Raw genomic sequence first — 22,828 nt, forward strand, 5'->3', positions numbered from 1 at the left:
AAATAAACAAAAGAGCTTCGGCATTCTTCGCCGAAGCTCTTTTGTTATGAATTCTGCTGTTGATTTCCGCTCCAGACACGCAGCAAACCAGCGGGGAGGAATGCAAGTCTCCCCTGCGAGGATCAAGTGCCGCGGCGAAGTTCACTCAGCAAATTTAATTAAGTTAGAGAAGCAATAGACTTTACGAAAACAGCTATTTATTTAGATAAATCTATCAGTAAATCTCCTGTTTGAATTGCTTCTCCATTAGAGACGAAAATATCCTTTACCGTTCCAGAGAATGGTGCTTGTACAGTGGTTTCCATCTTCATAGCCTCGGTAATCATTAAATGATCCCCTTTTTCGACTTTTTCACCTTTTTCTACAAGTAACTTGATGACAGTTCCCGGCATGCTGGCTGCAATATGGCTTTCATTATGCGGATCAGCTTTTGCCTTGGCTGCTGTTGTATCTTTAATGCTTTCATCTTTTATGCTTACTTCACGCGGTTGTCCATTTAGCTCGAAATAAACAATTCTGGTCCCATCTGCTTGAGGCTGGCCAATCGAAACTAATTTAACAATTAATGTTTTACCTGTTTCAATTTCAATTTCCACTTCCTCACCCAGTCTTAAACCATATAGGAATGTAGGGGTATCAAGAACGGAAATATCACCAAATTGATCACAGGTCTTTATATATTCCATAAATACTTTTGGATACAGCGCATAGGCAATTGCCTCAAAGCTTGTTACCTGTCTGCCCAATTCTTTAAAGAGTTTTTCTTTTATTGCATCGAAGTCGGCATCTTCTAGAAGCTCACCCGGGCGTACAGTGATTGGCTCCCTGTCTTTCAATATGACCTTCTGCAAGTCCGCCGGGAACCCTCCATATGGCTGTCCTAAGTAGCCCTCGAATAATTCTACCACTGAGTCAGGAAAATCCAGAGATTTGCCTTTATTCAAAACATCCTGCTCTGTCAGCTGATTCTGGACCATAAACAATGCCATATCACCGACTACCTTGGATGAAGGTGTAACTTTAACGATATCTCCAAACATATGATTCACTCTGGAGTACATGTCCTTAACTTCATCCCACTTATCCCCCAGGCCTACCGCTTTAGCCTGCTGCTGAAGATTACTGTATTGCCCTCCAGGCATCTCATGCTGGTAGACTTCTGAATGAGGGGCTTTCATGCCGCTTTCGAAGTCCTCGTAATATTTGCGGACATCCTCCCAATAGTAAGATAATTGCTCGAGCGACTGGATATCAATATTTGGCTGCCTGTCATTCCCCTGCAGTGCGTAATATAATGAATTAGCACTTGGCTGAGAGGTCAGGCCAGCCATTGTGCTTAAAGCTGTATCCACAATATCCACTCCAGCTTCAATAGCTTTTGCATATGTGTAAATTCCATTTCCGCTTGTATCATGGGTATGAAGATGAATTGGAATATCTACTGTTTCTTTCAATTCAGAAATAAGAGTGTATGCTGATTGCGGCTTCAGTAAACCAGCCATATCTTTGATGGCCAGAATATGAGCTCCCTGATTTTCCAGCTCTTTTGCCAAATCTTTATAGTATTTAAGGTTGTACTTCGTTCTGGCTGGATCCAGAATATCACCTGTATAGCACATAGCGGCTTCGGCAATTTTTCCTGTCTGGCGGACAGCATCGATTGCGACTTCCATCCCTTTAACCCAGTTAAGGCTATCGAAAATACGGAATACATCGATTCCTGCGTAGGCTGATTTTTCTACGAATTCCCTTATGACATTATCTGGATAGTTCTTATATCCCACCGCATTCGAAGCTCTAAGAAGCATCTGGAATAAAACATTTGGCATCTTTTCCCGCAAAGTCAGCAGCCTATCCCAAGGATCTTCTTTCAGGAATCTATAAGCAACATCAAAAGTTGCACCGCCCCACATCTCAAAAGAGAACATATCCGGAAGCAATTTTGCTGTCGGCTCTGCGATATGCTTCAGATCATTTGTTCTTACCCTTGTCGCGAGCAGCGATTGATGCGCATCACGGAAGGTAGTATCCGTAATCAGGACTTCTTTTTGTTCTTTAATCCATTTAACAAGCCCTTCAGGACCTTGATTATCTAAAATTTGCTTGGTCCCGTCCCGGTAATCTGTGCTGTATTTTAATTTCGGAACTCGCGGCACATCAAATACCGGACGTTTTTTCTTTTCAATTCCCGGAAATCCATTTACTGTTACGTTCCCGATATAATTCAGCATCTTTGTTCCGCGGTCTTTCTTTTTCGAGAAAAGGAATAGTTCAGGAGTTTCATCAATAAATGATGTATCATATTCACCAATTAAGAATTTCTCATGTTTTACCACATTCTCAAGGAAAGGAATATTTGTTTTAATTCCCCGGATACGGAACTCCTGAAGGTTCCTTACCATTTTTGAAGCTGCCTGCTGAAAAGTCATTGCGTGTGTTGATAGTTTAACTAGCAGTGAATCATAATATGGTGTGATCACTGCTCCCTGGAAACCATTTCCTGCATCAAGTCTCACGCCGAAACCGCCGCCTGATCTGTATGCCATTAATCTGCCTGTATCAGGCATGAAGTTATTTAACGGATCCTCTGTTGTAACACGTGATTGAATGGCATAGCCATGTATATGAATATTTTCCTGTTTAGGAACACCAACTTCTTTGCTGTGCAGCGAGTAGCCTTCAGCCACAAGGATTTGCGTCTGTACGATATCAACACCTGTTACCATTTCGGTGATCGTATGCTCAACTTGCACACGCGGATTTACTTCTATGAAATAAAACTGATCACCTGAAACAAGGAATTCGACCGTTCCTGCATTTAAATAATCTACGTTCTTCATCAGGTTTACAGCAGCTTGGCATATATCGTCTCTCAGATTCTCAGCAAGGGACACGCAAGGTGCAACTTCAACAACCTTCTGATGGCGCCTTTGGACTGAACAATCTCTTTCATATAGATGAACAATATTTCCTTCTTGGTCACCGATGATTTGAACTTCAATATGTTTTGGTCTTTCTATGAATCTTTCAACATAAACCTCATCATTGCCAAAAGCTGCTTTTGCCTCTGATTTTGCACGCTCATATGATTCCTTTACTTCCTCAAGGCTCCTTACGATACGCATTCCTCTTCCGCCGCCGCCCAATGAAGCCTTAATGATAATCGGGAAGCCGTAATTTTTTCCGAAGCTAATTACATCATCCAGGCTCTCTACCGGACCATCACTGCCTGGAATAACCGGAATTTCAGCAAGCTGGGCTTGAGTTCTTGCTTTTACTTTATCTCCAAACATATCCAGGTGCTTCGAAGTAGGGCCTATAAATATGATCCCTTCTTCCTCACACCGTTTTGCAAATTCAATATTTTCAGACAGAAACCCGTAGCCCGGGTGAATTGCATCAACATCACTGCTTTTAGCTATATCAATGATTCCTTCAATATCAAGATAGGCTTCAATCGGTTTTTTGCCTTCCCCTACCAGATAAGCTTCATCCGCTTTATAGCGGTGGTAGGATCCGGAATCTTCTTTGGAATAGACAGCTACCGTGCGAATATCCAGCTCTGTGCACGCACGGAATACACGAATGGCGATTTCTCCTCTGTTGGCTACTAACACCTTGTTAATTCTTCTGCTCAAATAAAACACCCCGTCTTTATGTATTTTTTGGCAATATTCTGCCAAATCTAAGTTGAGGCCGGGCGGGTTTTCCGCTGTCCGGCCATTATAACTTTGATTGGCTGCCTCCTGATGGAAGCACTTATGTAATCAGCAAATGCTGATTGATATATAAATAAAGCACTGTTAGGTTAACTGTGTGCTTATTTATGGATTGAAAAAGATTTTTCGGAGGCCATTTCTATGGATTCCGGATTTGTTTCTTCATGTTTATTTTTATATTTTTTTTCATAATTTACGAACATAGATACATTTACAAGAATCCCCATTGCAATCGAAAGCTGAAGCAGAGATGATCCTCCATAGCTTATAAAAGGAAGTGTAACCCCGGTAAGCGGCATAACGCCCGAAATCCCTGCAAGATTAATGAACGCCTGAATTCCTATCATGGCGGAAATGCCGATAGCAAGTAAGCTGCCAAAAGCATCTTTACACTTTAAACTGATAAAGATCCCCCTCAGGACAATGTACCCAAGAAGCAGAATGACAAAACCTACTCCAAATGCTCCAAGCTCCTCTGCAATTACGGCCATAATGAAGTCAGTATGAGCTTCAGGAAGATACCCAAGTTTTTGTATACTCTCACCTAGGCCGAGCCCTTTTAATCCGCCTGCTCCAAGGGCAATGTAGGAATTCGAAAGCTGATAGCCGAATTCCGAACCAAAGGGATCTCTAAATGCTTCTACCCTCCCCAATCGATAAGGTGCAAAAATCTTATCTTTTAACAGGAGGATAAAAGGAGCAGCCAGCAGCACTCCGAAAAGCCCCAGTTTAAATATGTTCTTGAAATTCATGCCTGATGTAAAGATCACTGCTCCAGCCACAAGCAAAATGATTATGGCCGAACCAAAATCAGGCTGGACGGCAACCAGTATTACGGCAAGAATCAGATAAGCAAGCGGGGGAAGAACCCCTTTGTTAAATTCATTAATATATGGCTGCTTTTTTGCGTAGACAGCACCCAGGTATATAATGACTGATAGCTTAACAAACTCTGCAGGCTGCAGGCTTCTTTTGCCGATTTCAAACCAGCTCATAGCCCCGCCCGCCACTTTTCCAAATATAAATAACGCAATCAGGCCTAATAAAGAAAAGAACACCATTGGAACAAGAAATTTGTTGCTTTGCATAGCTTTGTATGGAAATAGAGCCACAAAAACGAAAACAATGCCTGAGATAATTAAATTCAGTTTTTGCTTATTATAAAAAAAGTCGCTATCCTGGCCATAAATCTGCACAGCTGTTACCATACTTGCACTGAACACCATAATGAGACCAAAAACAGATAACAGGGCTACAGCTATTATCAAGGTATAATCATATGATTTTAATATTTTTTTTAACATTCAGCCCTCTTCCCTTATCTTCTAAGTTTATTACTTATTCTACTATAATATTAAATATCCTGCTTTGAAGAAAAGAAAAGTTAATTTAAATGTAACACAGCTAAGGAAATAATTCTACAATTATGTTATACCAATTTTTAATTGTGTTATACAATATTATTTTTTCTTCCCTTTTCGATATACTAATTTTATTCAAAGGCTTTATTTGCATTTATTATTGATTTTCGCCAAGCAAAATTATCTGTAAATTTCTCAGGACATATAATATGCTTCCTTGGGCATACACTGCACGCGGAAAAATCATACTTCTTTTATGGAATAACGCACCTTTTGCCGCAATTAACTCATTAAGAATATACAAAAACAATTAACCTTGCCAGTATATCCTTTTTTAACCTGCTACGGTTATAAAAAAACTCAAACAATCTTTGAAAAGATGTTTGAGTTTTTTAAAATTATTTTTTTACTGAAGCTTCGTGGAGCATAGACAGCTCCCTTTCCAATTCATCCAAAATAGCTTTGCCTTCGGTCTCTTCGATTAATCCGAGACGGACAGCAAAATCAATTTCTCTGGATAAGCCAAACATCTGGGTATCAAGAACTTCCTCATATAGAGGGCATTGAGGCATGGTTAGATTATCCATTTGCACCTTTATTAACTTTAATATTTTAGCAGCATCTGCCTTTAATAGGGCATTTGCTTTTTCTTTGTGATCAATAATCATGTCAGAAGCCAACTTTCAATCCCTCCATTTCCGAGCGATTATCCTATCTATAAATTTTATACTTAAGCATGGAAAAAAGCAAGGATAATAAGGGATTTGATAGAGAAATGATATCGGCAGCAGGATAAAACGCCGCTAATATAGTGTGTCATCAATCATTTGATCCGTTCAGTTCAAATAACTTTATCCATCTACATTCCTGGATGACTGTATGACAAGCGGCATAATCATCTGTATAATTAAGTTATACAGATATTTAGCATGAATAGAGCTGCCAGGAGGTTCAATATGGAAAATATAATTGCTTTTAAAGGAAATGTAAAATATAAAATCACCTTGGATCCGGGAGTTTGGATATTCGACGATCGGAGGGTGGATTTAACAACATATTTTATCCAAGAAAATCTCAGAAAAAATGAACTTGAGGAATATACAAAAGCAGTCTCAAAGCATTGGGATAGAGAAATCATGGAAGGTGCAGTTTTTCCTCCTACACTTAAAACAGAAAAGAAATACGAAAAAGAAAAGGTTCTGACAGGCACATTCGGTATACCCTTTAAACCATTCCTAATGAACGCGGAGCCGGAAGAGAAAGCAGAATTTGTTGTAATTGAAAGTGAATATGGTGAAACCCGGTTGTCTCTTTCTGAAGCCGAGGAATTAATATTGGGGTTCTCAAAGGATGGGAAACCATTAAAAGAGGATGGGCCAGTTCATGCCTATTTCGGGGACGGCAGCAACCAAAATTCACCTATAAAAAGAGTGAAAGGATTTAGAGTGGAATGACCGGAGAGGGCGATATGAATCGCCCTTTTTTCGCAGTCTCCTCCCCGGCATGAAATCCTCAGAACTCATAAACTCTGCCATGCAGGCTATAATAGGTCTGCAGCAAGCTGGGCAAGGCCTGATCTCTCACCTTTAACCAGCTTGACATGACCTGAGATAACCTGATCTTTAAATTTTTCCACGACATAGGTGAGACCGTTGTTATAAGCATCCAGGTAGGGATGGTCAATTTGCTCAGGGTCCCCCATCAGGACAATTTTACTTCCTTCCCCCACTCTGGTTAAAATGGTTTTCACTTCATGCTTCGTCAGGTTTTGAGCTTCGTCAATAATAATGAATTGATCAGGTATGCTTCTGCCCCTGATATATGTCAGAGCCTCAACCTCAATTGAGCCCATACCTGCCAATATGGCATCCAATTCGCCGGGCTTTTTGACATTAAACAGATATTCCAGATTATCAAAAATCGGCTGCATCCACGGCCGTAACTTTTCCTCTTTTTCACCCGGAAGGAATCCCAAATCCTTGCCTACCGGCACAATGGGGCGGGCGACCAGCAATTTTTTGTACTTCCCATAATCTTCAGTCTGCATTAAGCCGGATGCCAGCGCCAAAAGGGTTTTTCCAGTCCCAGCCTTGCCGATAAGCGTTACAAGCGGCAGATCAGTTCTCAGCAATAGCTCAAGAGCCATTGTCTGCTGCACATTTCGGGGCTTAATTCCCCAAATATGGTCATGGTCAAAAATGAGTTTTTTCACTTTCCTTCCACTTTTATCCACAATGCCAAGTGCAGACGATGAGGAGCCAAGTGCATCTTTCATAACCAGAAACTGATTCGGGTAGAAAGGGTGATTTGCTATTTCAGATAGCAGCAGCTCACCTTTTTCATAAAAACGGTTCATAATATCGAGACCTATATATACTTCCAGAAACCCTGGATATAAATGATCATTTTCCACTACACGGTCACTTAAGAAGTCCTCTGAAATTAACCCTATAGCATCCGCTTTAACTCTGACAAGGGCATCTTTGCTTACAAGAATTACCGTTCGTCCATTTTCTTTTGTCTCTTCTTCAAGGGACAAGTTTTTGGCAACTGCCAAGATCCGATTATCATTCGTTTTTTCAACAAAAATCTCCTGAAGTTCATGAAATGATCTGTGATTTAATTCAATTCGCAGGCTTCCGCCATTTTCAAGAGGTATTTTCTCATGGAGCTTACCCGTCTCCCTCATGCTGTCAATCAGCCGGGATACTTGCCTTGCGTTCCTCCCAATTTCATCCATATACCTTTTCTTAGAATCAACCTCTTCCAGAACTACTGCCGGAATGACTACTTCATTATCTTCAAATGAAAATATGGAATTAGGATCCTGCAACAAGACATTGGTATCTAATACGTAAATTTTACTCAATATGATGCCTCCTGCTCCTCTTGTGTCATTATAAAGCTAATTACAAAAGCGAGGTCCCCTGCCTGCAGATATGCAGTTAATGAAAGGATTACCTTCAATCCTGATGGATTCTTATCCTGTTGTTTTATATTATTCAGCCTTTAAAAGATGTTGATTAATTAGGAAGAAATGCTTCTCATACAATGTGGACAAATCTATCTTGGTAAAAATATATGTAATGCCGAATAAAGATAGAAGAAATTTTGCACAATAACATTTAAGAATCCTCAATATTCCTGAACCTGAAAAAATTCAAGCTTTCATTTTCAGGGAATTTTGATGTCCCGGAGGTGTCGTATATGAAAAAAGTGCTGTTGATATGCATGACAGGATTACTTTTAACAGGGTGCAACATGAACAATAATCAGGCCCAGAACGATCAGGAACAGAAAACTACAAACACCGTAAATGTAAAAAATAGCACCATACAGGAAGTTGACAGAGAAACTGGGCAGCAAGTTTCCAGGCATCTCGTCGATTTGGCTTCCCGAGTTCCTAATGTCAATGATGCCACAGCAGTTGTTCTTGGACGCTTTGCTGTAGTCGGAGTAGATGTAAATAAAAACCTGGATCGTTCTGATGTCGGATCTATCAAATATTCAGTTGCCGAAACCCTTAAAAATGATCCTCATGGTGCAAGAGCAATTGTAGTGGCAGATCCTGATATTAACGCAAGACTGCGGGAAATATCTGATGACATTGAAAACGGCGAGCCCCTGCAGGGAATCATGAATGAACTGGCAGATATCGCCGGCCGTCTAATGCCAGAAGTCCCTGCCGATCTGGTTGATCCTAAAAAGGAAAATGAGAAAAACGCAACCGAAACTCCGAAGAAAAAACTCGATAATGATCAGGAGAAACAGCTTGAACAAAAACAGGAAAAACAATCGAATTTCTATAAGTAAGTGTGTCTGAACCGATGCATTTATCATTAACGGATAGTCAAAAGCCGCTATTCGAACAGCAAAAGCTTAGTTCCCTTGGGAACTAAGCTTTTTTCATCGCTTCCATTACCTGTTTGTCCAAACGGGCTGCTGCGTCTTTATCATATGTTTTGTCATATTGAGGTTCTACTACGATTTTAGAGCCGTAAAACATGACATCACGGACTTCCTTTACAGTGATTTCCATAAGCGCCAGCTTCAGAGGCACTCCCTCCATTTTTTCAGCCTTAACCGAAGCTTCACCAGCTATGGAGTATGTAGATTCATTCGCGATAATATTCAGAACAACTTTGTTATTGCTGTTTATGTTTTGAACAATTCTCGAACGGTTATCAACTGCAAAATACAATGTTTCCTCATCTTTTGCCAGTACCCATGAAATCGCATTGACATTAGGTCCGCCAGTTTCAAAATCAACAGTGGCAAGCGTGACGAAGCGTTCCTTTTGCAGTTCGTCATACAATGGTTTAATTAATTTCGGTTCTACCTGATTTGCCATTCTTTTCCCTCCTTTATTTACTTCATCATAGTATGATGAAGCTTTTCTTTCAACCTATAACTTCTCATCCTTATAACCTTTACACTTTCTTTATAATATAAACCAACACATGATAACCGATACAGTCTGACCTAAAAATTAAATTGCTGCAAAGCATTCGAATCGAGCCTTAACTTATACTATAATGGTATTAACAACAGTTAAAACAATTTGAGGTGTCCAATGCGAGTAAAATGTGTATTATGCGATAAAATTGAATCCATTGAAAACGAGTCCCTACAAGCTAAACGTCTCCGCAACCGCCCAATTCACACATATATGTGCAGACCATGCGAAACAAGAATTACAGAAAGAACACAAAAAAGAGCTGATACTGGAAACTTCAAGCTATATCGGAGCAAAGTCCAGGAGGAAGAATGGTAAACTGGACACATTCAAAAAAAAGCCGCCCCAAACAATTAGTCTGGGCGGCTCTCTTTAATCCTCCGGATAATTCACATATTTTTCTGGTTCACTTTGAATCTGATTAAGCATTACTTCTATTAATTCTCGGGGAAAACGGCTCTTATTCCGTTCTTCCCCCTTGGTATAATGTACATAGTACATCACGTCATCTTTTTCAAACTCCAGATCAGAAATATTATACTCTTCCGTAAGAATTTCCAGAAACATTTTCTCAGTGTCTGCTGCCGCTGTATCGTCCGGTCGATCATCACAGACAATTTTTATCGTCAGCCAGTTATACAGTGAATCCTGCAAAGATTTCATCTTAGCCTCTCCCTGTTATTCCGCCTTTGCCTGTTCCTTCTTTTCCTGGTTAAGACGGATTTTGTAAATAATCAGGATTAATGCAGCCACAACAAGACCTTCTGCCACAGGAAGGAAAACTCCAAGAAATGTCAGCACCGTACAGCCTAAAATCAAGAAAGTGTATATCAAAGCTGATTTTAAAATAGGGAGTTTCTTGGCAAATCCCAGTTTGAATACCAAGATTGAAAGCAAAACAATTGTTATATAAAGAAGCCACATTCCGGTTGCGGGATTCTCATCGACCTTGAACAAAGCTGCAAAGAAAGACAGGCGCTGTGATACATCCATATCCTTTTCTCCTCCCCCTTCTTAGTCTTAGTTAGTTTCAGCGTATTTCTTCTTCTTGGCCATTCTTTCACGTTCATTCTTATCAAGAATTTTCTTGCGCAATCTGATTGACTCAGGTGTTACTTCAAGCAGCTCATCATCATTTAAGTATTCAAGTGCTTCTTCCAGAGTCAGGATGCGGGGCTTTTTAATTACATTCGTTTGATCCTTGTTAGCGGAACGGATGTTTGTTGCATGCTTTACTTTAGTGATATTGACAGTAAGGTCATTTTCACGTGTATGCTCTCCAACAATCATTCCTTCATAAATCTCTGTACCTGGTTCTACGAAAATGGTACCTCTATCCTCTACCTGCATAATACCATAAGTGGATGACTTTCCGCTTTCCATGGACACAAGCACACCTTTGCTTCTGCCTCCAATTTGACCTTTAATTTCAGGCTGGTAGCTATCAAATGTGTGATTGATAATACCATATCCCCGAGTAAGTGTCATAAATTCCGTGGAGTAGCCGATTAGTCCGCGTGCTGGGACATTGAAAGTTAAACGCACTTGGCCATTTCCGTTATTAACCATGTCAAGCATTTCACCTTTACGTGTACCCATTGATTCAATGATTGCGCCGGTATTATCTTCTGGCACATCGATTTGAACACGTTCTACAGGTTCACAGCGAACACCATCAATTTCTCTAATAATTACTTCAGGCTTGGAAACCTGCAATTCAAAACCTTCACGGCGCATATTTTCGATCAGGATTGATAGATGAAGTTCTCCACGTCCTGATACAACCCAAGCGTCTGGTGAATCTGTATTTTCGACACGAAGGCTGACATCTGTCTCAAGCTGGGCACGTAATCTCTCTTCAACTTTTCTGGCTGTAATATACTTGCCTTCCCTGCCTGCAAAAGGGCTGTTATTAACAACGAACGTCATCTGCAATGTTGGCTCATCTATTCTAAGAACAGGAAGTGCTTCCTGATGCTCGACTGGGCAGATTGTTTCCCCAACGTTGATGTCTTCCATTCCGGAGACAGCGATTAAATCTCCAGGATATGCTTCTTGAATCTCTTCGCGCTTTAAGCCGAAGAATCCAAAGATTTTAGTAACGCGGAATTGTTTGACCGAACCATCAAGCTTCATTAGGGCAACTTGCTGGCCAACCTTAATGGTTCCCCTGAATACACGGCCAATCCCAATTCTCCCTACATAATCATTATAATCTAAAAGGGCAACCTGGAATTGAAGCGGCTCTTCCCGATTATCCTTAGGTGCCGGTATATGGTCAATAATTGCTTCATAAACCGAATGCATATCATCATCCTGTTTATCAGGAGTTGTGCTTGCAGTACCGGCAATAGCCGACGCGTATATTACTGGGAATTCAAGCTGATCTTCATCTGCACCCAGTTCAATAAACAAATCGATTACTTCGTCGACAACTTCAGTTGGACGGGCAGATGGTTTGTCTATTTTATTTACAACAACGATTGGCGTCAGCTTTTGTTCCAAAGCCTTTTTAAGAACAAAACGCGTTTGAGGCATACATCCTTCATATGCATCAACTACTAATAAAACACCATCAACCATTTTCATGATACGTTCTACTTCACCGCCAAAGTCCGCGTGCCCTGGCGTATCTAGAATGTTAATACGTGTATCTTTATATTTAACTGCAGTGTTTTTAGCTAAAATCGTAATACCGCGTTCTCTTTCCAGATCGTTTGAATCCATCGCACGCTCTTCCACGTGCTCATTTGAACGGAAAGTCCCGGACTGTTTTAAAAGCTCGTCAACCAATGTTGTTTTACCATGGTCAACGTGGGCTATAATTGCAATATTTCGAATATCTTCTCTTAATTTCAAAAGATTTCCTCCTATTTATAAAAACTGAATCAAATCCATTTTTCAACATTTTTTCACAACTGATACATTATATCACAATTACTGTAGAAACCTAAAAAAATTTTGTGTAAAATAATGCAGAGAAGGATTATTTCTGATAAATTCTACTGCTGGGCAGTATATTCTCTACATATTTTTCACCATTATTCAACTAAATTAATCCTCATGGGAGTGAAATTATGAAGAAGATCAAGTGGCCTTTATTAGCCTTTGCACTGGGAGCAGCTATATGTATGATGGGCATTGGCGTTGCGATAGGTGAAAGAAGCATTATTGGGATCATCATCGCCATTATTGCTTTGATTCTTGTCATGGGATTTGGTTTTAAGACTAAAAAGAAGATGAGAGAAGATGGTTTGTTATAAAGAAAAGCTGCAGCGGATGGCTGCAGCTTTCTTTATATTAATGGCAGGACCATTATTAAAAACATCTGGCCATTGTCGGAAGTCTCGATTTTAAACTGCTCAAACCCGGCATCAGCCAAAAAATTGATCCAACTGTTCCGATAGTCAGGGACACCTGCAAAGAAAGACTTTTCACCCTTTTTCTTCAGCTCAGCTGCCAGCAGTTTGATAACCTCTGTTCCAATTCCTTTTCTTCTCATTTCTTTTTTAACAAGGATGGTACCAAGCCATGGCTTCCGGTTGGAAGGAGATAAATCCAGATGGTAAGTGACAGCTATTCGTTCTCCTTTTACACGCCATATCCTCCATTCCCCATTTAACTCCCGATACCTGGCCATATAATTGCTGAGGTTATTTTCGAACTTTTCTTCCTTTTCCCAATCTGCACTATCCCTAATGACTTCTAAAAAGAACAGGAAATCTTCATCAGTGATCTTGCCGCTTGATATGTTACCAATTTCCATTTTTTAAGTATTCTTTCATTATTTCCTGATGCAGACCTGGCTTAGAGACAAATACAGAATTGTTTTCAAGATAGTTCAGCTCTTCACCTTTAACAGTTGTCGCAATTCCTCCTAATTCTTCAATCATAATCACACCCGCAGCGAAATCCCATGGAGCCAGGCGCATGGTTATGTATGCATCAACTCTCCCAGATGCTATATATGCCATTTCCATTGCGGCTGAACCGTAGGACCGGGTTCCTCTTGCATTTTTTACAAGGGGTGCAAGCAGTGCTGGATCAATCCTTTTATTTTCAGTAACCCACGTGGCATTCAATCCAATGATAGCTTTTGACACATCCGTTTCCTTTAAGGGAGGAAGTTCCAAATCGTTCATGAAAACACCATTCCCTTTCATGCAATGATATAACTCATCATGAACAACATCATATATTAATCCGATTTTGCCCTTCCCATTTTCGTAAATACCGACGGATATGGCGAAATTTCTCTGCTGGTGAACAAAATTCATCGTTCCGTCTATCGGATCAATTATCCAGACGATTCCATCAAGGTCGCTTAACTTATTCCCAAACCCTTCTTCACCAAGGATCCTGTGATCAGGGTATTGTTCATTAATTTTCTTTATAAAGAATTGTTCTGTTTCCTGATCTATATCAGTGACTAAATCATTCGCATTTGACTTGGTGGTTATGGTAAGAGTTTTGCTGAAAGAATTTTTAATATTCTCGCCCGCCTCTTTAATTAAGGCTTTGGCATATGTATGAATCTCACTCCAATTTGTCATGGATCAGCCCTCCGCATAGTGATAACATTAAAATACAATTAGATTAAATGAATTAGAAAGGTTCTTCAAGTTATATACTCTCCCATGATAGGGATTATCATTTCCGGGAGAATAATTATTTACTGAAGAAATGCCGCCATTTGTTCATTGAAAATAATAAACGAACTCCTAATAGCTTCATGGAGTTCGTTTCTAATTTTTCCTTTTTATTTGCATTTTTTCTGGCTTTTCTCCTTTATAGGCAATTCATCTTAAAGTGCTTTTAATCTAAGAAGTTCCTGCCTGATTTTTTCCAGCTTTAGTTTAGATTGTTTTTGAAGATCTTCATCCTTTTCTGACATGGCATCAAACAAAGTAGCAAGCTCATAGTCCATTTCAAGCCTTAAAACAGCTGTTCTTTCCCTATCACCATTTTTCTTTTTCACTGTATTCATTAGTTGTTTCATTAGACAGTACACCCCTTCCAAAAGTGTTTAGTTTTCTGACTATTTTTACTTTTATCATATGAAGGACAATTCTCGGTTGCAACTAATTTGTGCGATAACCCAATACTTTATTTCACCCATTCTATAGAGCATTAAGTTTTTGGATTATTTCCGGTTATGCTACAATATTTGACAAAGTATACAGGAGGTCAGCTTATGTCTTTTTCCGGTTTTAAAAACGAAGATTTCGATGTCTTTACAATAGATGGATTGGATGAAAGAATGGACAGATTAAAATCTGTTATTAGGCCTAAATTAGAAGAATTGGGCCGCCATTTTGCACCTTTACTTTCAAACCTGTCAGGGGATGAAATGTTTCCTCATGTTGCCAAACATGCGAGAAGAACAAAAAATCCGCCAAATGATACTTGGGTCGCATTTGCAAGCAATGCGAGAGGGTATAAAATGCTTCCCCATTTCCAGATAGGATTATGGGAAACACATGTATTTATCTGGTTTGCCATCATCTATGAAGCACCTAATAAAATGGCTGCAGGCAAGTCTTTTGAGAACAGCCTGGACAAGATATATAAAGAAATACCCAATGATTATGTCTGGTCCGGCGATCACACAAAACCTGCTGCTGCTCTGCATGAGCAATTGGACAAGGAAGAATTAAAATCCATGTTTCAGCGTCTGCAGAATGTTAAAAAGGCGGAAATTCTTTGCGGCTATCATCTTTCCCGAGAAGATGCCATTCGCATGTCACCTGATCAGTTTATCGAAAAAGCTGATTCTGTATTTAGAAATTTATTACCCCTATACAAATTGGCATAAACATAATTTGCTGAACGTGAATTTGTCAGTAAAAAACAAAACCTTCAGCATCCTGAAGGTTTTGTTTTTTTAAAAACTATTTCTGCATTTTTAATTTGTCCCCGGCTGAGCGTTCTTTAGCTAATTTTACTGTTCTGTAGGAGGAATAACCGCTTTGTTCTTCAAAGTCATCGCAGATGTTTTTCTCCTGGGCTTTCCCAGGAACAATTTCCTTGAAACGTCTATATGCATTCATGAATTGTTCCCGCTCTATTCCTTTTTCGTATGCCATTTCAATGCTTTCAAAATATTTAATAACATCCACTATTTCATCTGTTGACCAGTCCTGGTCAATTGGGTACTGATATTCCATTATCAATTCACCTCATTTATGATCTTCCTGATGCATTTCTACACTATTGAGTCCATTTCTCCCTGATCGATTCACTTTCTATAATAATCCGCTTGAATAGTTCTTCCACAGAGGGAATATCCTTAATTAATCCCATAACTTGTCCAGCCCATGCAAATCCTTTATCATCTTTCCCTTCATATATATATTTCTTATTAGCATTCCCGCTGATGTAATCTTTTAACTCCTCATAGCCGCCGTTTTGTTTTTCAATTTCGAGTATCTTTTCTGACCATGAGTTGGCAATCACCCTTGCAGGTGCACCTATTGTTCTTTTTATTACAACTGTGTCATTCTCTGTTCCTTCGACTAAACGGTTTTTATATAATTCAGAAGCATGGACGCATTCCTTTGTTGCGACAAATCTGGTGCCCATCTCAATACCTTCTGCTCCAAGACTTAATGCTGCCATAAGCCCCCTGCCGTCTCCGATTCCTCCTGAGGCAATTACAGGGATGGAAACAGCATCAGCCACCTGAGGAACGAGTACGAAGGTTCCAATATCTCCCCTGCCCAAATGCCCGCCGCCTTCCTGCCCTACAACCATCACTGCGTCCGCACCAAGCTCCTCTGCCTTTACTGCCTGCCTTTTTGCTGCCACAAGGACAAGCTTCTTCACATTTACACCCTTTAATTGATCAAAAATAGGTGCAGGATTTCCACCTGTCATAGAAATGACGGGAACTTCTTCTTCAATGGCTATATCCAGATAATCGGAGAATGGCCTTCCATGCTGCCCAATAGCAAAATTAACCCCAAATGGTTTATCTGTCAATTTCTTAACCTTTTGAATTTCTTCTCTTAATTTTTCAGGGCTGCTGAGAGACATGGCGGTAACCTGACCTAACCCCCCTGCATTTGAAACAGCTGCAGCCAAATCGGAATAGGCAAGATGGGCAAGGCCGCCCTGTATAATTGGATATTTAATTTTCAGTAAGTCTGTCACACGTGTATTCCAGTTCATTTAAGTACCCTCCATTTCTTCCTAACTTTTATTTCGATTTATATGGTTTAAATTCCTGTAAACTTCTAAAACTAAACGGAAACTGAAATGTAGAAGCTATTGCCGGGAGACAGCAGGCTTTAACAGAACGAATCAGCATAGAACTTTCTATGCAAAGGTATTGAATAATGCTATAATGCAAATGTTTTATATCAGCTTGAGCTTTTTGAAATATTACTACTAAAGAGGTGTGGGAATAAGTTGTCTCAATACAAAACACCGTTATTCAGCGGTTTGCTTGCACACGCAAAAAAGGACCCGGTACAGTTTCATATACCCGGCCATAAAAAAGGAGCCGGGATTGATCCGGATTTCAGGGAATATATTGGTGATAATGCACTCGCCATCGACCTGATTAATATTGGTCCGCTTGATGACCTCCATCAGCCAAAAGGCATTATTAAAGAAGCCCAGGATCTTGCTGCAGAGGCATTTGGGGCAGACAAAACATTCTTCTCAGTACAAGGAACAAGCGGAGCTATTATGACTATGGTTATGTCTGTCTGCGGTCCCGGGGATAAAATTATTGTCCCGAGAAATGTTCATAAATCAGTCATGTCTGCCATTGTTTTTTCAGGAGCAACCCCTATCTTTATACATCCTGAAATAGATGAAAACCTTGGTATATCTCATGGGATTACAACTGAATCAGTATCGAAAGCTCTGGAACTGCATCCGGACGCAAAAGGGGTATTGGTGATTAATCCTACTTATTTCGGTGTTTCAGCAGATTTGAAAAAAATCGTCGAAATAGCACATTCATATAATGTTCCTGTACTGGTGGATGAAGCCCATGGTGTTCATATTCATTTTCATGATGAGCTCCCCTTATCCGCCATGCAGGCTGGTGCTGACTTAGCGGCAACATCTGTCCATAAGCTGGGGGGATCCATGACGCAAAGTTCAATTTTAAATATGAAAGGAAATCTTGTTTCGGCCAAAAGGGTTCAATCCATTTTAAGTATGCTGACAACAACTTCAACTTCCTATTTATTGCTTGCTTCCCTGGATGTTGCCAGAAAACGTCTGGCTACAGAGGGAAAGGAACTTATTCAAAAGACAATTGATTTGGCAAAATCCATTCGCCGCCGCATCAATGAAATTGACAGACTCTATTGTGTCGGTGAAGAAATCCTGGAAACCAAAGCTGCACATGACTATGATCCAACCAAATTGATTATTTCAGTCAAAGAGCTTGGCTTGAATGGTTTTGATGTGGAGAATTGGCTTCGGGAACATCATAATATTGAAGTAGAAATGTCTGATTTATATAATATCCTTTGTATTGTGACCCCTGGCGACACTGAAAGGGAAGCAGATATTTTAGTTTCAGCACTTGCCGAACTGGCAAATGAACGCAGTGGGAATACTGAAAAGCTAGAAACTCAGGTTCTTCTACCTGATATTCCCGTTTTATCACTTACACCTCGTGACGCATTTTATGCTGATACTGAACTTGTCCCATTCGACGAGTCTGAAGGCAGAATAATTGCAGAATTTATTATGGTTTATCCGCCTGGTATACCCATTTTTATTCCGGGAGAAATCATTACAAGGGAAAACCTGCGTTATATAAGAACAAATATGGAAGCTGGACTGCCTGTTCAAGGGCCGGAGGATTATGATTTCAAATACCTTCGCGTTATTGAAGAGCACAAAGCCATAAGATAATGCAAAAGAGCCTTCCATTTAGGAAAGGCTCTTTTTATGTTCAACCACTATTTGTTTGTCTTTTCTGATTTTTCTCCATCACAGCAATTGCATTTTTTTGAATATAACACAGTTACTTTTTCATCCTCAAAGTGATCAATAGTTGAATTGCAAGCCTGGCATACGATTGTACCCATCTTTTCATTCTCCTTTTCAATGAGTTTTTTTGAAAGCGCTTTATCTTTAAATCTATAATAATATAACATTATTAATTTATCAAGCCCAATTGTATAACATATTTATTGTTTTTTCTTGGTAAGTACGGTTACATAAAAGGAAATCCATTATTATTAGTATGTCATAATATAAAAAACAGACCAATTTTGGCCTGTTTTTTATCATGTTCTCTTTTCGTTTAATATTGTTTATTGCCTATCAATGCAGCCTGTTGATTCTCTCCACGCTGCTCAGCTATCAAATAGGCTGGAGATGAACCTTCTCAGTACTATGTGTGGACTCATCCACCCTCTACCACTTCTCCCGATGACTTTCACAGTACGAAGAAAATGTGAATGCATTTCCAATGATCTCACAACTTACGCTGCAATCAACATTGGAACCAACAATAATCCCCTAACCTAGCTAAAACAGTCCATAAAATTAATCGTATTGTTCTTCAAAACGGGCACCGGGGATTGCTTCGAGGAAAAATTCTCTTAAATCCGCAGCCTGTTCATATAAATCGAGCTTAAATGCCTTTTGCAAATATTCGATGTCATCGAGATCTTTAGGGTCGAGGAGAGTTGAGCGGCCTGTCTGCATACAAATAACCAGAGGCTTGGAAAAGAAGAGGTTTGTATATACAATCCCGAAATCATAACGTGTTGATTCTGTCGTAAAGCCAACAAAACGTACATTCACGTTTTCATGCTCATCATAGAGCTTCTCAAAAAATTCCATAAGATTCCTCCTTATTTATAATAATATTTAGAATATTATTATAATTCATTTTAGGCTCTTTGACAAGTAATATAAAGTAACCATACTATTTTAAGTTGTCACAAGATTTTATCTAATGCTAGAATAAAAGAGGATGTTCATTACCATAATTATGGGGATAATGGGGGGAAAGAAATTGGCGGCTAATTCTTTTATCAAACTGGTTCCTTCATCAGCTAAGGAAAATATTTCAACAGAAGAACTTAAAGAACTTTTTTTATATTATAAGGATATTACGGGAAAAACAGGCAGCCAGATTAAATGGGAATATGATGCTGCTGCTTTTCCTTATGATATTAAAGAGAAGCCTGAAGCAAAAGGGACCTGGTTTTACCTATATTCTCAACATGACCGATATAACGCCATATTGCTTGGCATTGATAAAGAAAAAGTGAAGGATGAAGATGGTTCTGAGCGTGAGCAGTCTTACATACAAGTTACATTGCCGGAAGGTGCAACATTCGGAGATAAAGGCAAGGCAAATGAATTTTGCAAATTTCTCGCTAAAAAGCTTCAAGGTGAATTACACCTTTTTAATGGAAGAGTAATGTATTTTTATAAAAGAAAATAATTCTATAAAATTGAGAACAGCCACTGCTGTTCTCATTCTTTTTCAATACTTATCAGAGCTGGGTCGACTGGTGTAAATCCTTTATTCTTGAGCCCCTTCACAATATCCTCCAAGGCTTCTTTTGTCCATTTCCTATCATGCATCAATAAGTTTGCACCTTTCACTAAATAGGGTGAATTAACCATTACATCTGTTAAAGCTTCTTTTGATTGATATTCCTCCTCCCAGTCATATCCGTATGTCCAATTCATGAGCACCATGTTTTCACCTTCAGCAATTTTCCTGCTGTAATCTGTATTAGACCCGAATGGTGCCCGAAAGAATTTAGGCCTCTCTCCAATAATCTCTTCAACTCGATCATTAAGACCAACTATCTCTTTATACTGCTGTGCTTCAGGTAAACTTGCCAGATTAAGGTGGCTATAAGTGTGATTGCCAATTGCAAAGCCAAGTTCATGAATTTCCTTCAATACTTCAGCTTCTTCCGGTGTATCAATGAAATGCCCATTTACAAAAAAGATTGCAGGAGCTGAAAGTTTCTTTAAAATCCTGGCCATTTCCAATGCATTTTTATCAGGAGCGTCGTCAATAGTTAGTAGTACAACTTTTGAATTTGCCTGATTAATTGGTTCTACTGTCCAATTGTTTGCATTTATTTTGTATTGAGGCTCTGTCAGGGATACCTCTTCTTCTGCAGGCATTTCATCAGCCCCTGCCTGGTTCGCATCCGAATTAGATTCTTGAACATCTAAATCTTTCAGTTTTTCCTCCTCTTTTTCCAATTCTGTTCGCTTACTTTCAACCGCAGAAAAATCCGTACAAGCCATCAGAATTAATAAAGAATAAATAGCTATAATAAGTCGTGTTATTCTCATTGTGACCTCCTTAGTGCATATTTCTTTAAACTCACTTTTATTAATGTTAGTATGTAACTTGGCCATTTTAAATGTAGTTCCCCTTATGAAACCTTACCATTACCTACTGATTTTACCAGAAACAAGTCCTTTTTTAACATTCAGTAGTAAAATTGAGAGTTCGGTTTGGATTGCTGCTCACTCTCAATTTTGCTCAATGGGCCTTGTTCAGGAAGCTGCTCTCCCCTGCTGAGCCTCCAATTGCTTTAAACAATCAAGCAGAAACTGTCAGGAAAGCGGGATAATTAAACACCTGCATTTTAGGATTGTAAGATTTATTACTTTATCAAGGTTTATATTATTAAGACAGGAGGGATTTGATGAAGAAACTGACACCCGTCTTTACGGTTTCAGTCATATTCACAGCAATATTTATTTTATGGGGACTTATACCAAAGACTATACTGCCGAAAGGCAACCTTGATGCTGTTACAGCATCTGTCCAGGGATTCATATTAGAAAAATTCGGCTGGTTTTACCTTTTAGCAGCATCTATCTTTTTAATTTTTTCTATCCTATTAGCATTCAGCAAGTATGGAAATATTCGTCTGGGAAAAGATGCAGACAGGCCGGAATATAGCTACTTAAGCTGGTTTGCCATGCTTTTCAGCGCAGGGATGGGAATTGGCCTAGTGTTCTGGGGAGTTGCGGAACCTATGTATCACTACTATGAGCCTCCTTTCTCTGAAGGACAGACACCTGATGCTGCAAGAGCAGCGATGAGGTACTCTTTCTTTCACTGGGGACTTCATCCATGGGCTATCTATGCAGTCATTGGGCTTGCACTCGCGTATTTCCAGTTCCGAAAAGGGGCAGCGGGAGTTATCAGCTCCATATTGAGGCCACTCCTGGGGAACAAAGTAGATGGTCCACTTGGGGTATTAATTGATTTTATAGCAGTATTTGCAACTGTTTTTGGTGTTGCAACTTCATTAGGACTGGGTGCCATTCAAATATCCGGCGGACTATCTGCAACAATTGCCGGTGTTGGCAATAATATTACCACTCAATTAATTATTATTGTGATTGTGACGGTTTTATTTATGGTATCAGCACAAACCGGTTTAAACAAAGGGATAAAATACTTAAGTAATTTAAATATTATTTTAGCTATCTCGTTATTATTGTTTCTGCTATTTGTAGGACCTACAAATTTTATTATGGATCTGTTTACGACAACGATTGGCTCTTATCTTCAAAATCTTCCTTCCATGAGCTTCAGGCTTAGTCCTTTTGATCAGGAGCTTACATGGTTTCAGGATTGGACAATTTTTTATTGGGCATGGTGGATTGCCTGGGCGCCATTTGTAGGTACATTCATAGCCCGAATCTCTCGCGGAAGGACAGTAAGAGAATTTATCGTCGGTGTGCTTGCTGTTCCAACCATTTTTGGAGCCCTTTGGTTCTCAGTTTTCGGAGGAACAGGCATATACCTTGAATTCTTTGAGTCCAAGCCTATTATGGAAACAATTAACCAGCAGGGAATGGAGGTTGCATTATTCACTGTGTTTGGCAACTTCCCCTTCAGCACTGTTCTAAGCATACTAGCAATATTTTTAATCAGCACATTTTTTATTACTTCTGCAGATTCAGCTACATTTGTTCTTGGTATGCAGACAACAAACGGAAGCTTGAACCCTGCGGGCAAAGTGAAATTTGTCTGGGGCATTATCCAATCTGCTTCTGCAGCTATCCTCTTATGGACAGGAGGTCTGGAAGCACTCCAGAGAGCTTCTATTATAGCTGCACTGCCATTTACCGTCATTATGCTTTTAATCGTCGTATCGCTGGCTAAATCGTTTAAAGAAGAAGTCATACCGAAAAAAAACAGCTAAAAAGCCTAAAAAATGGCACCTGTAAAGGTGCCGTTTTTTTATTGCCTGTATCTTTTCCATTTACCCATGAGTAATATAGGACATCGCCAAATGGAACGAAGCATACAGACCTAG

24 protein-coding genes are annotated in these 22,828 nt (G+C 39.5%); 8 read left to right on the forward strand and 16 right to left on the reverse strand.

All coding sequences use genetic code 11. From position 1 onward, the window contains the following. Positions 1-197 precede the first annotated feature (197 nt). From pyc to AC6CHU_RS04070, 3 genes are all read right to left on the reverse strand, one after another. On the reverse strand, positions 198-3,638 hold the full coding sequence (gene pyc, locus AC6CHU_RS04060; RefSeq protein WP_251282765.1) for a pyruvate carboxylase: 3,441 nt from the start codon (positions 3,636-3,638) through the stop codon (positions 198-200). A gap of 182 nt (positions 3,639-3,820) precedes the next feature. Further along, on the reverse strand, positions 3,821-5,023 hold the full coding sequence (locus AC6CHU_RS04065) for an FtsW/RodA/SpoVE family cell cycle protein (RefSeq protein ID WP_159862532.1): 1,203 nt from the start codon (positions 5,021-5,023) through the stop codon (positions 3,821-3,823). A gap of 455 nt (positions 5,024-5,478) precedes the next feature. Then, positions 5,479-5,748 carry an Fpa/YlaN family protein gene (locus AC6CHU_RS04070; protein ID WP_498120127.1) on the reverse strand — a complete coding sequence of 90 codons (270 nt, stop codon included), beginning with the start codon at positions 5,746-5,748 and terminating at the stop codon, positions 5,479-5,481. Positions 5,749-6,036: 288 nt separating this feature from the next. On the opposite strand from AC6CHU_RS04070, the gene AC6CHU_RS04075 reads away from it, so the two are divergent. Continuing rightward, complete coding sequence (locus tag AC6CHU_RS04075) at positions 6,037-6,534, forward strand: molybdopterin-binding protein (protein ID WP_159862531.1); 498 nt, start codon at positions 6,037-6,039, stop codon at positions 6,532-6,534. Positions 6,535-6,620: 86 nt separating this feature from the next. Here the strand turns inward: AC6CHU_RS04075 and AC6CHU_RS04080 are convergent, their stop codons facing one another. Beyond that, on the reverse strand, positions 6,621-7,952 hold the full coding sequence (locus AC6CHU_RS04080; RefSeq protein WP_498120132.1) for a PhoH family protein: 1,332 nt from the start codon (positions 7,950-7,952) through the stop codon (positions 6,621-6,623). A gap of 335 nt (positions 7,953-8,287) precedes the next feature. On the opposite strand from AC6CHU_RS04080, the gene AC6CHU_RS04085 reads away from it, so the two are divergent. After that, on the forward strand, positions 8,288-8,893 hold the full coding sequence (locus AC6CHU_RS04085; protein WP_159862529.1) for a YhcN/YlaJ family sporulation lipoprotein: 606 nt from the start codon (positions 8,288-8,290) through the stop codon (positions 8,891-8,893). An 82-nt stretch (positions 8,894-8,975) separates the two neighbouring features. On the opposite strand, the gene AC6CHU_RS04090 is transcribed toward AC6CHU_RS04085, so the two are convergent. Beyond that, complete coding sequence (locus AC6CHU_RS04090) at positions 8,976-9,431, reverse strand: pyridoxamine 5'-phosphate oxidase family protein (protein WP_251282764.1); 456 nt, start codon at positions 9,429-9,431, stop codon at positions 8,976-8,978. A gap of 222 nt (positions 9,432-9,653) precedes the next feature. On the opposite strand from AC6CHU_RS04090, the gene AC6CHU_RS04095 reads away from it, so the two are divergent. Continuing rightward, a complete protein-coding gene (locus AC6CHU_RS04095) occupies positions 9,654-9,854 on the forward strand; it encodes a YlaI family protein (protein ID WP_159862527.1) in 201 nt (66 codons plus the stop codon). Positions 9,855-9,908: 54 nt separating this feature from the next. On the opposite strand, the gene AC6CHU_RS04100 is transcribed toward AC6CHU_RS04095, so the two are convergent. From AC6CHU_RS04100 to typA, 3 genes are read right to left on the reverse strand one after another with little or no spacing between them, the layout of a single operon-like run. Further along, the gene (locus AC6CHU_RS04100; RefSeq protein WP_159862526.1) at positions 9,909-10,199 is read right to left on the reverse strand and encodes a hypothetical protein; all 291 of its coding nucleotides are present in this window, start codon (positions 10,197-10,199) and stop codon (positions 9,909-9,911) included. 15 nt (positions 10,200-10,214) lie between these two features. Further along, positions 10,215-10,529, reverse strand: coding sequence for a YlaH-like family protein (locus AC6CHU_RS04105; protein WP_159862525.1), 315 nt, complete (start codon positions 10,527-10,529; stop codon positions 10,215-10,217). A gap of 27 nt (positions 10,530-10,556) precedes the next feature. Next, on the reverse strand, positions 10,557-12,395 hold the full coding sequence (gene typA, locus AC6CHU_RS04110; RefSeq protein WP_251284981.1) for a translational GTPase TypA: 1,839 nt from the start codon (positions 12,393-12,395) through the stop codon (positions 10,557-10,559). Between the two features lie 218 nt (positions 12,396-12,613). Between typA and AC6CHU_RS04115 the strand changes: the two genes are divergently transcribed. Continuing rightward, positions 12,614-12,799 carry a YlaF family protein gene (locus AC6CHU_RS04115; protein ID WP_159862523.1) on the forward strand — a complete coding sequence of 62 codons (186 nt, stop codon included), beginning with the start codon at positions 12,614-12,616 and terminating at the stop codon, positions 12,797-12,799. A 32-nt stretch (positions 12,800-12,831) separates the two neighbouring features. Here AC6CHU_RS04115 and AC6CHU_RS04120 read toward each other — a convergent pair whose 3' ends face one another. From AC6CHU_RS04120 to AC6CHU_RS04130, 3 genes are all read right to left on the reverse strand, one after another. Further along, complete coding sequence (locus tag AC6CHU_RS04120; protein WP_159862522.1) at positions 12,832-13,302, reverse strand: GNAT family N-acetyltransferase; 471 nt, start codon at positions 13,300-13,302, stop codon at positions 12,832-12,834. Then, on the reverse strand, positions 13,289-14,089 hold the full coding sequence (locus AC6CHU_RS04125) for an inositol monophosphatase family protein (RefSeq protein ID WP_159862521.1): 801 nt from the start codon (positions 14,087-14,089) through the stop codon (positions 13,289-13,291). The genes AC6CHU_RS04120 and AC6CHU_RS04125 overlap by 14 nt, the downstream gene beginning before the upstream one ends. A gap of 251 nt (positions 14,090-14,340) precedes the next feature. Then, positions 14,341-14,535: a YkzI domain-containing protein gene (locus tag AC6CHU_RS04130; RefSeq protein ID WP_159862520.1), complete on the reverse strand. Its 195-nt coding sequence runs from the start codon at positions 14,533-14,535 to the stop codon at positions 14,341-14,343. A 195-nt stretch (positions 14,536-14,730) separates the two neighbouring features. Between AC6CHU_RS04130 and AC6CHU_RS04135 the strand changes: the two genes are divergently transcribed. Next, a complete protein-coding gene (locus tag AC6CHU_RS04135) occupies positions 14,731-15,351 on the forward strand; it encodes a YktB family protein (RefSeq protein WP_159862519.1) in 621 nt (206 codons plus the stop codon). Between the two features lie 76 nt (positions 15,352-15,427). Here AC6CHU_RS04135 and AC6CHU_RS04140 read toward each other — a convergent pair whose 3' ends face one another. Together AC6CHU_RS04140 and AC6CHU_RS04145 are read right to left on the reverse strand one after the other, a co-directional pair. Next, positions 15,428-15,703, reverse strand: coding sequence for a UPF0223 family protein (locus AC6CHU_RS04140; protein WP_159862518.1), 276 nt, complete (start codon positions 15,701-15,703; stop codon positions 15,428-15,430). Positions 15,704-15,746: 43 nt separating this feature from the next. Then, complete coding sequence (locus AC6CHU_RS04145) at positions 15,747-16,706, reverse strand: NAD(P)H-dependent flavin oxidoreductase (protein ID WP_251284977.1); 960 nt, start codon at positions 16,704-16,706, stop codon at positions 15,747-15,749. 240 nt (positions 16,707-16,946) lie between these two features. Between AC6CHU_RS04145 and AC6CHU_RS04150 the strand changes: the two genes are divergently transcribed. After that, on the forward strand, positions 16,947-18,416 hold the full coding sequence (locus AC6CHU_RS04150; protein WP_159862516.1) for an aminotransferase class I/II-fold pyridoxal phosphate-dependent enzyme: 1,470 nt from the start codon (positions 16,947-16,949) through the stop codon (positions 18,414-18,416). Between the two features lie 47 nt (positions 18,417-18,463). On the opposite strand, the gene AC6CHU_RS04155 is transcribed toward AC6CHU_RS04150, so the two are convergent. Further along, positions 18,464-18,592 carry a GapA-binding peptide SR1P gene (locus tag AC6CHU_RS04155; RefSeq protein WP_061793428.1) on the reverse strand — a complete coding sequence of 43 codons (129 nt, stop codon included), beginning with the start codon at positions 18,590-18,592 and terminating at the stop codon, positions 18,464-18,466. Between the two features lie 463 nt (positions 18,593-19,055). After that, positions 19,056-19,355 carry a DUF3055 domain-containing protein gene (locus AC6CHU_RS04160; RefSeq protein WP_159862514.1) on the reverse strand — a complete coding sequence of 100 codons (300 nt, stop codon included), beginning with the start codon at positions 19,353-19,355 and terminating at the stop codon, positions 19,056-19,058. A 175-nt stretch (positions 19,356-19,530) separates the two neighbouring features. Here AC6CHU_RS04160 and AC6CHU_RS04165 point away from each other — a divergent pair, with 175 nt between their 5' ends. Then, positions 19,531-19,965: a DUF1885 family protein gene (locus AC6CHU_RS04165; RefSeq protein ID WP_201306474.1), complete on the forward strand. Its 435-nt coding sequence runs from the start codon at positions 19,531-19,533 to the stop codon at positions 19,963-19,965. Between the two features lie 32 nt (positions 19,966-19,997). Here AC6CHU_RS04165 and AC6CHU_RS04170 read toward each other — a convergent pair whose 3' ends face one another. Beyond that, a complete protein-coding gene (locus AC6CHU_RS04170) occupies positions 19,998-20,840 on the reverse strand; it encodes a polysaccharide deacetylase family protein (protein WP_251284975.1) in 843 nt (280 codons plus the stop codon). Positions 20,841-21,199: 359 nt separating this feature from the next. Here AC6CHU_RS04170 and AC6CHU_RS04175 point away from each other — a divergent pair, with 359 nt between their 5' ends. Beyond that, positions 21,200-22,714: a glycine betaine uptake BCCT transporter gene (locus AC6CHU_RS04175; RefSeq protein ID WP_159862512.1), complete on the forward strand. Its 1,515-nt coding sequence runs from the start codon at positions 21,200-21,202 to the stop codon at positions 22,712-22,714. The last annotated feature ends 114 nt before the right edge of the window (positions 22,715-22,828 follow it).

This window comes from Cytobacillus sp. GQ23, from assembly GCF_059758675.1.

What these genes read in the sequence shown, in the direction of transcription:
- AC6CHU_RS04065 (WP_159862532.1), bottom strand. Translation starts at nt 5,023, where the DNA reads ATGTTAAAAAAAATATTAAAATCATATGATTATACCTTGATAATAGCT.
- AC6CHU_RS04070 (WP_498120127.1), bottom strand. Translation starts at nt 5,748, where the DNA reads ATGATTATTGATCACAAAGAAAAAGCAAATGCCCTATTAAAGGCAGAT.
- AC6CHU_RS04075 (WP_159862531.1), top strand. Translation starts at nt 6,037, where the DNA reads ATGGAAAATATAATTGCTTTTAAAGGAAATGTAAAATATAAAATCACC.
- AC6CHU_RS04085 (WP_159862529.1), top strand. Translation starts at nt 8,288, where the DNA reads ATGAAAAAAGTGCTGTTGATATGCATGACAGGATTACTTTTAACAGGG.
- AC6CHU_RS04090 (WP_251282764.1), bottom strand. Translation starts at nt 9,431, where the DNA reads ATGGCAAATCAGGTAGAACCGAAATTAATTAAACCATTGTATGACGAA.
- AC6CHU_RS04095 (WP_159862527.1), top strand. Translation starts at nt 9,654, where the DNA reads ATGCGAGTAAAATGTGTATTATGCGATAAAATTGAATCCATTGAAAAC.
- AC6CHU_RS04100 (WP_159862526.1), bottom strand. Translation starts at nt 10,199, where the DNA reads ATGAAATCTTTGCAGGATTCACTGTATAACTGGCTGACGATAAAAATT.
- AC6CHU_RS04105 (WP_159862525.1), bottom strand. Translation starts at nt 10,529, where the DNA reads ATGGATGTATCACAGCGCCTGTCTTTCTTTGCAGCTTTGTTCAAGGTC.
- AC6CHU_RS04115 (WP_159862523.1), top strand. Translation starts at nt 12,614, where the DNA reads ATGAAGAAGATCAAGTGGCCTTTATTAGCCTTTGCACTGGGAGCAGCT.
- AC6CHU_RS04120 (WP_159862522.1), bottom strand. Translation starts at nt 13,302, where the DNA reads ATGGAAATTGGTAACATATCAAGCGGCAAGATCACTGATGAAGATTTC.
- AC6CHU_RS04125 (WP_159862521.1), bottom strand. Translation starts at nt 14,089, where the DNA reads ATGACAAATTGGAGTGAGATTCATACATATGCCAAAGCCTTAATTAAA.
- AC6CHU_RS04130 (WP_159862520.1), bottom strand. Translation starts at nt 14,535, where the DNA reads ATGAAACAACTAATGAATACAGTGAAAAAGAAAAATGGTGATAGGGAA.
- AC6CHU_RS04135 (WP_159862519.1), top strand. Translation starts at nt 14,731, where the DNA reads ATGTCTTTTTCCGGTTTTAAAAACGAAGATTTCGATGTCTTTACAATA.
- AC6CHU_RS04140 (WP_159862518.1), bottom strand. Translation starts at nt 15,703, where the DNA reads ATGGAATATCAGTACCCAATTGACCAGGACTGGTCAACAGATGAAATA.
- AC6CHU_RS04145 (WP_251284977.1), bottom strand. Translation starts at nt 16,706, where the DNA reads ATGAACTGGAATACACGTGTGACAGACTTACTGAAAATTAAATATCCA.
- AC6CHU_RS04155 (WP_061793428.1), bottom strand. Translation starts at nt 18,592, where the DNA reads ATGGGTACAATCGTATGCCAGGCTTGCAATTCAACTATTGATCACTTT.
- AC6CHU_RS04160 (WP_159862514.1), bottom strand. Translation starts at nt 19,355, where the DNA reads ATGGAATTTTTTGAGAAGCTCTATGATGAGCATGAAAACGTGAATGTA.
- AC6CHU_RS04170 (WP_251284975.1), bottom strand. Translation starts at nt 20,840, where the DNA reads ATGAGAATAACACGACTTATTATAGCTATTTATTCTTTATTAATTCTG.
- AC6CHU_RS04175 (WP_159862512.1), top strand. Translation starts at nt 21,200, where the DNA reads ATGAAGAAACTGACACCCGTCTTTACGGTTTCAGTCATATTCACAGCA.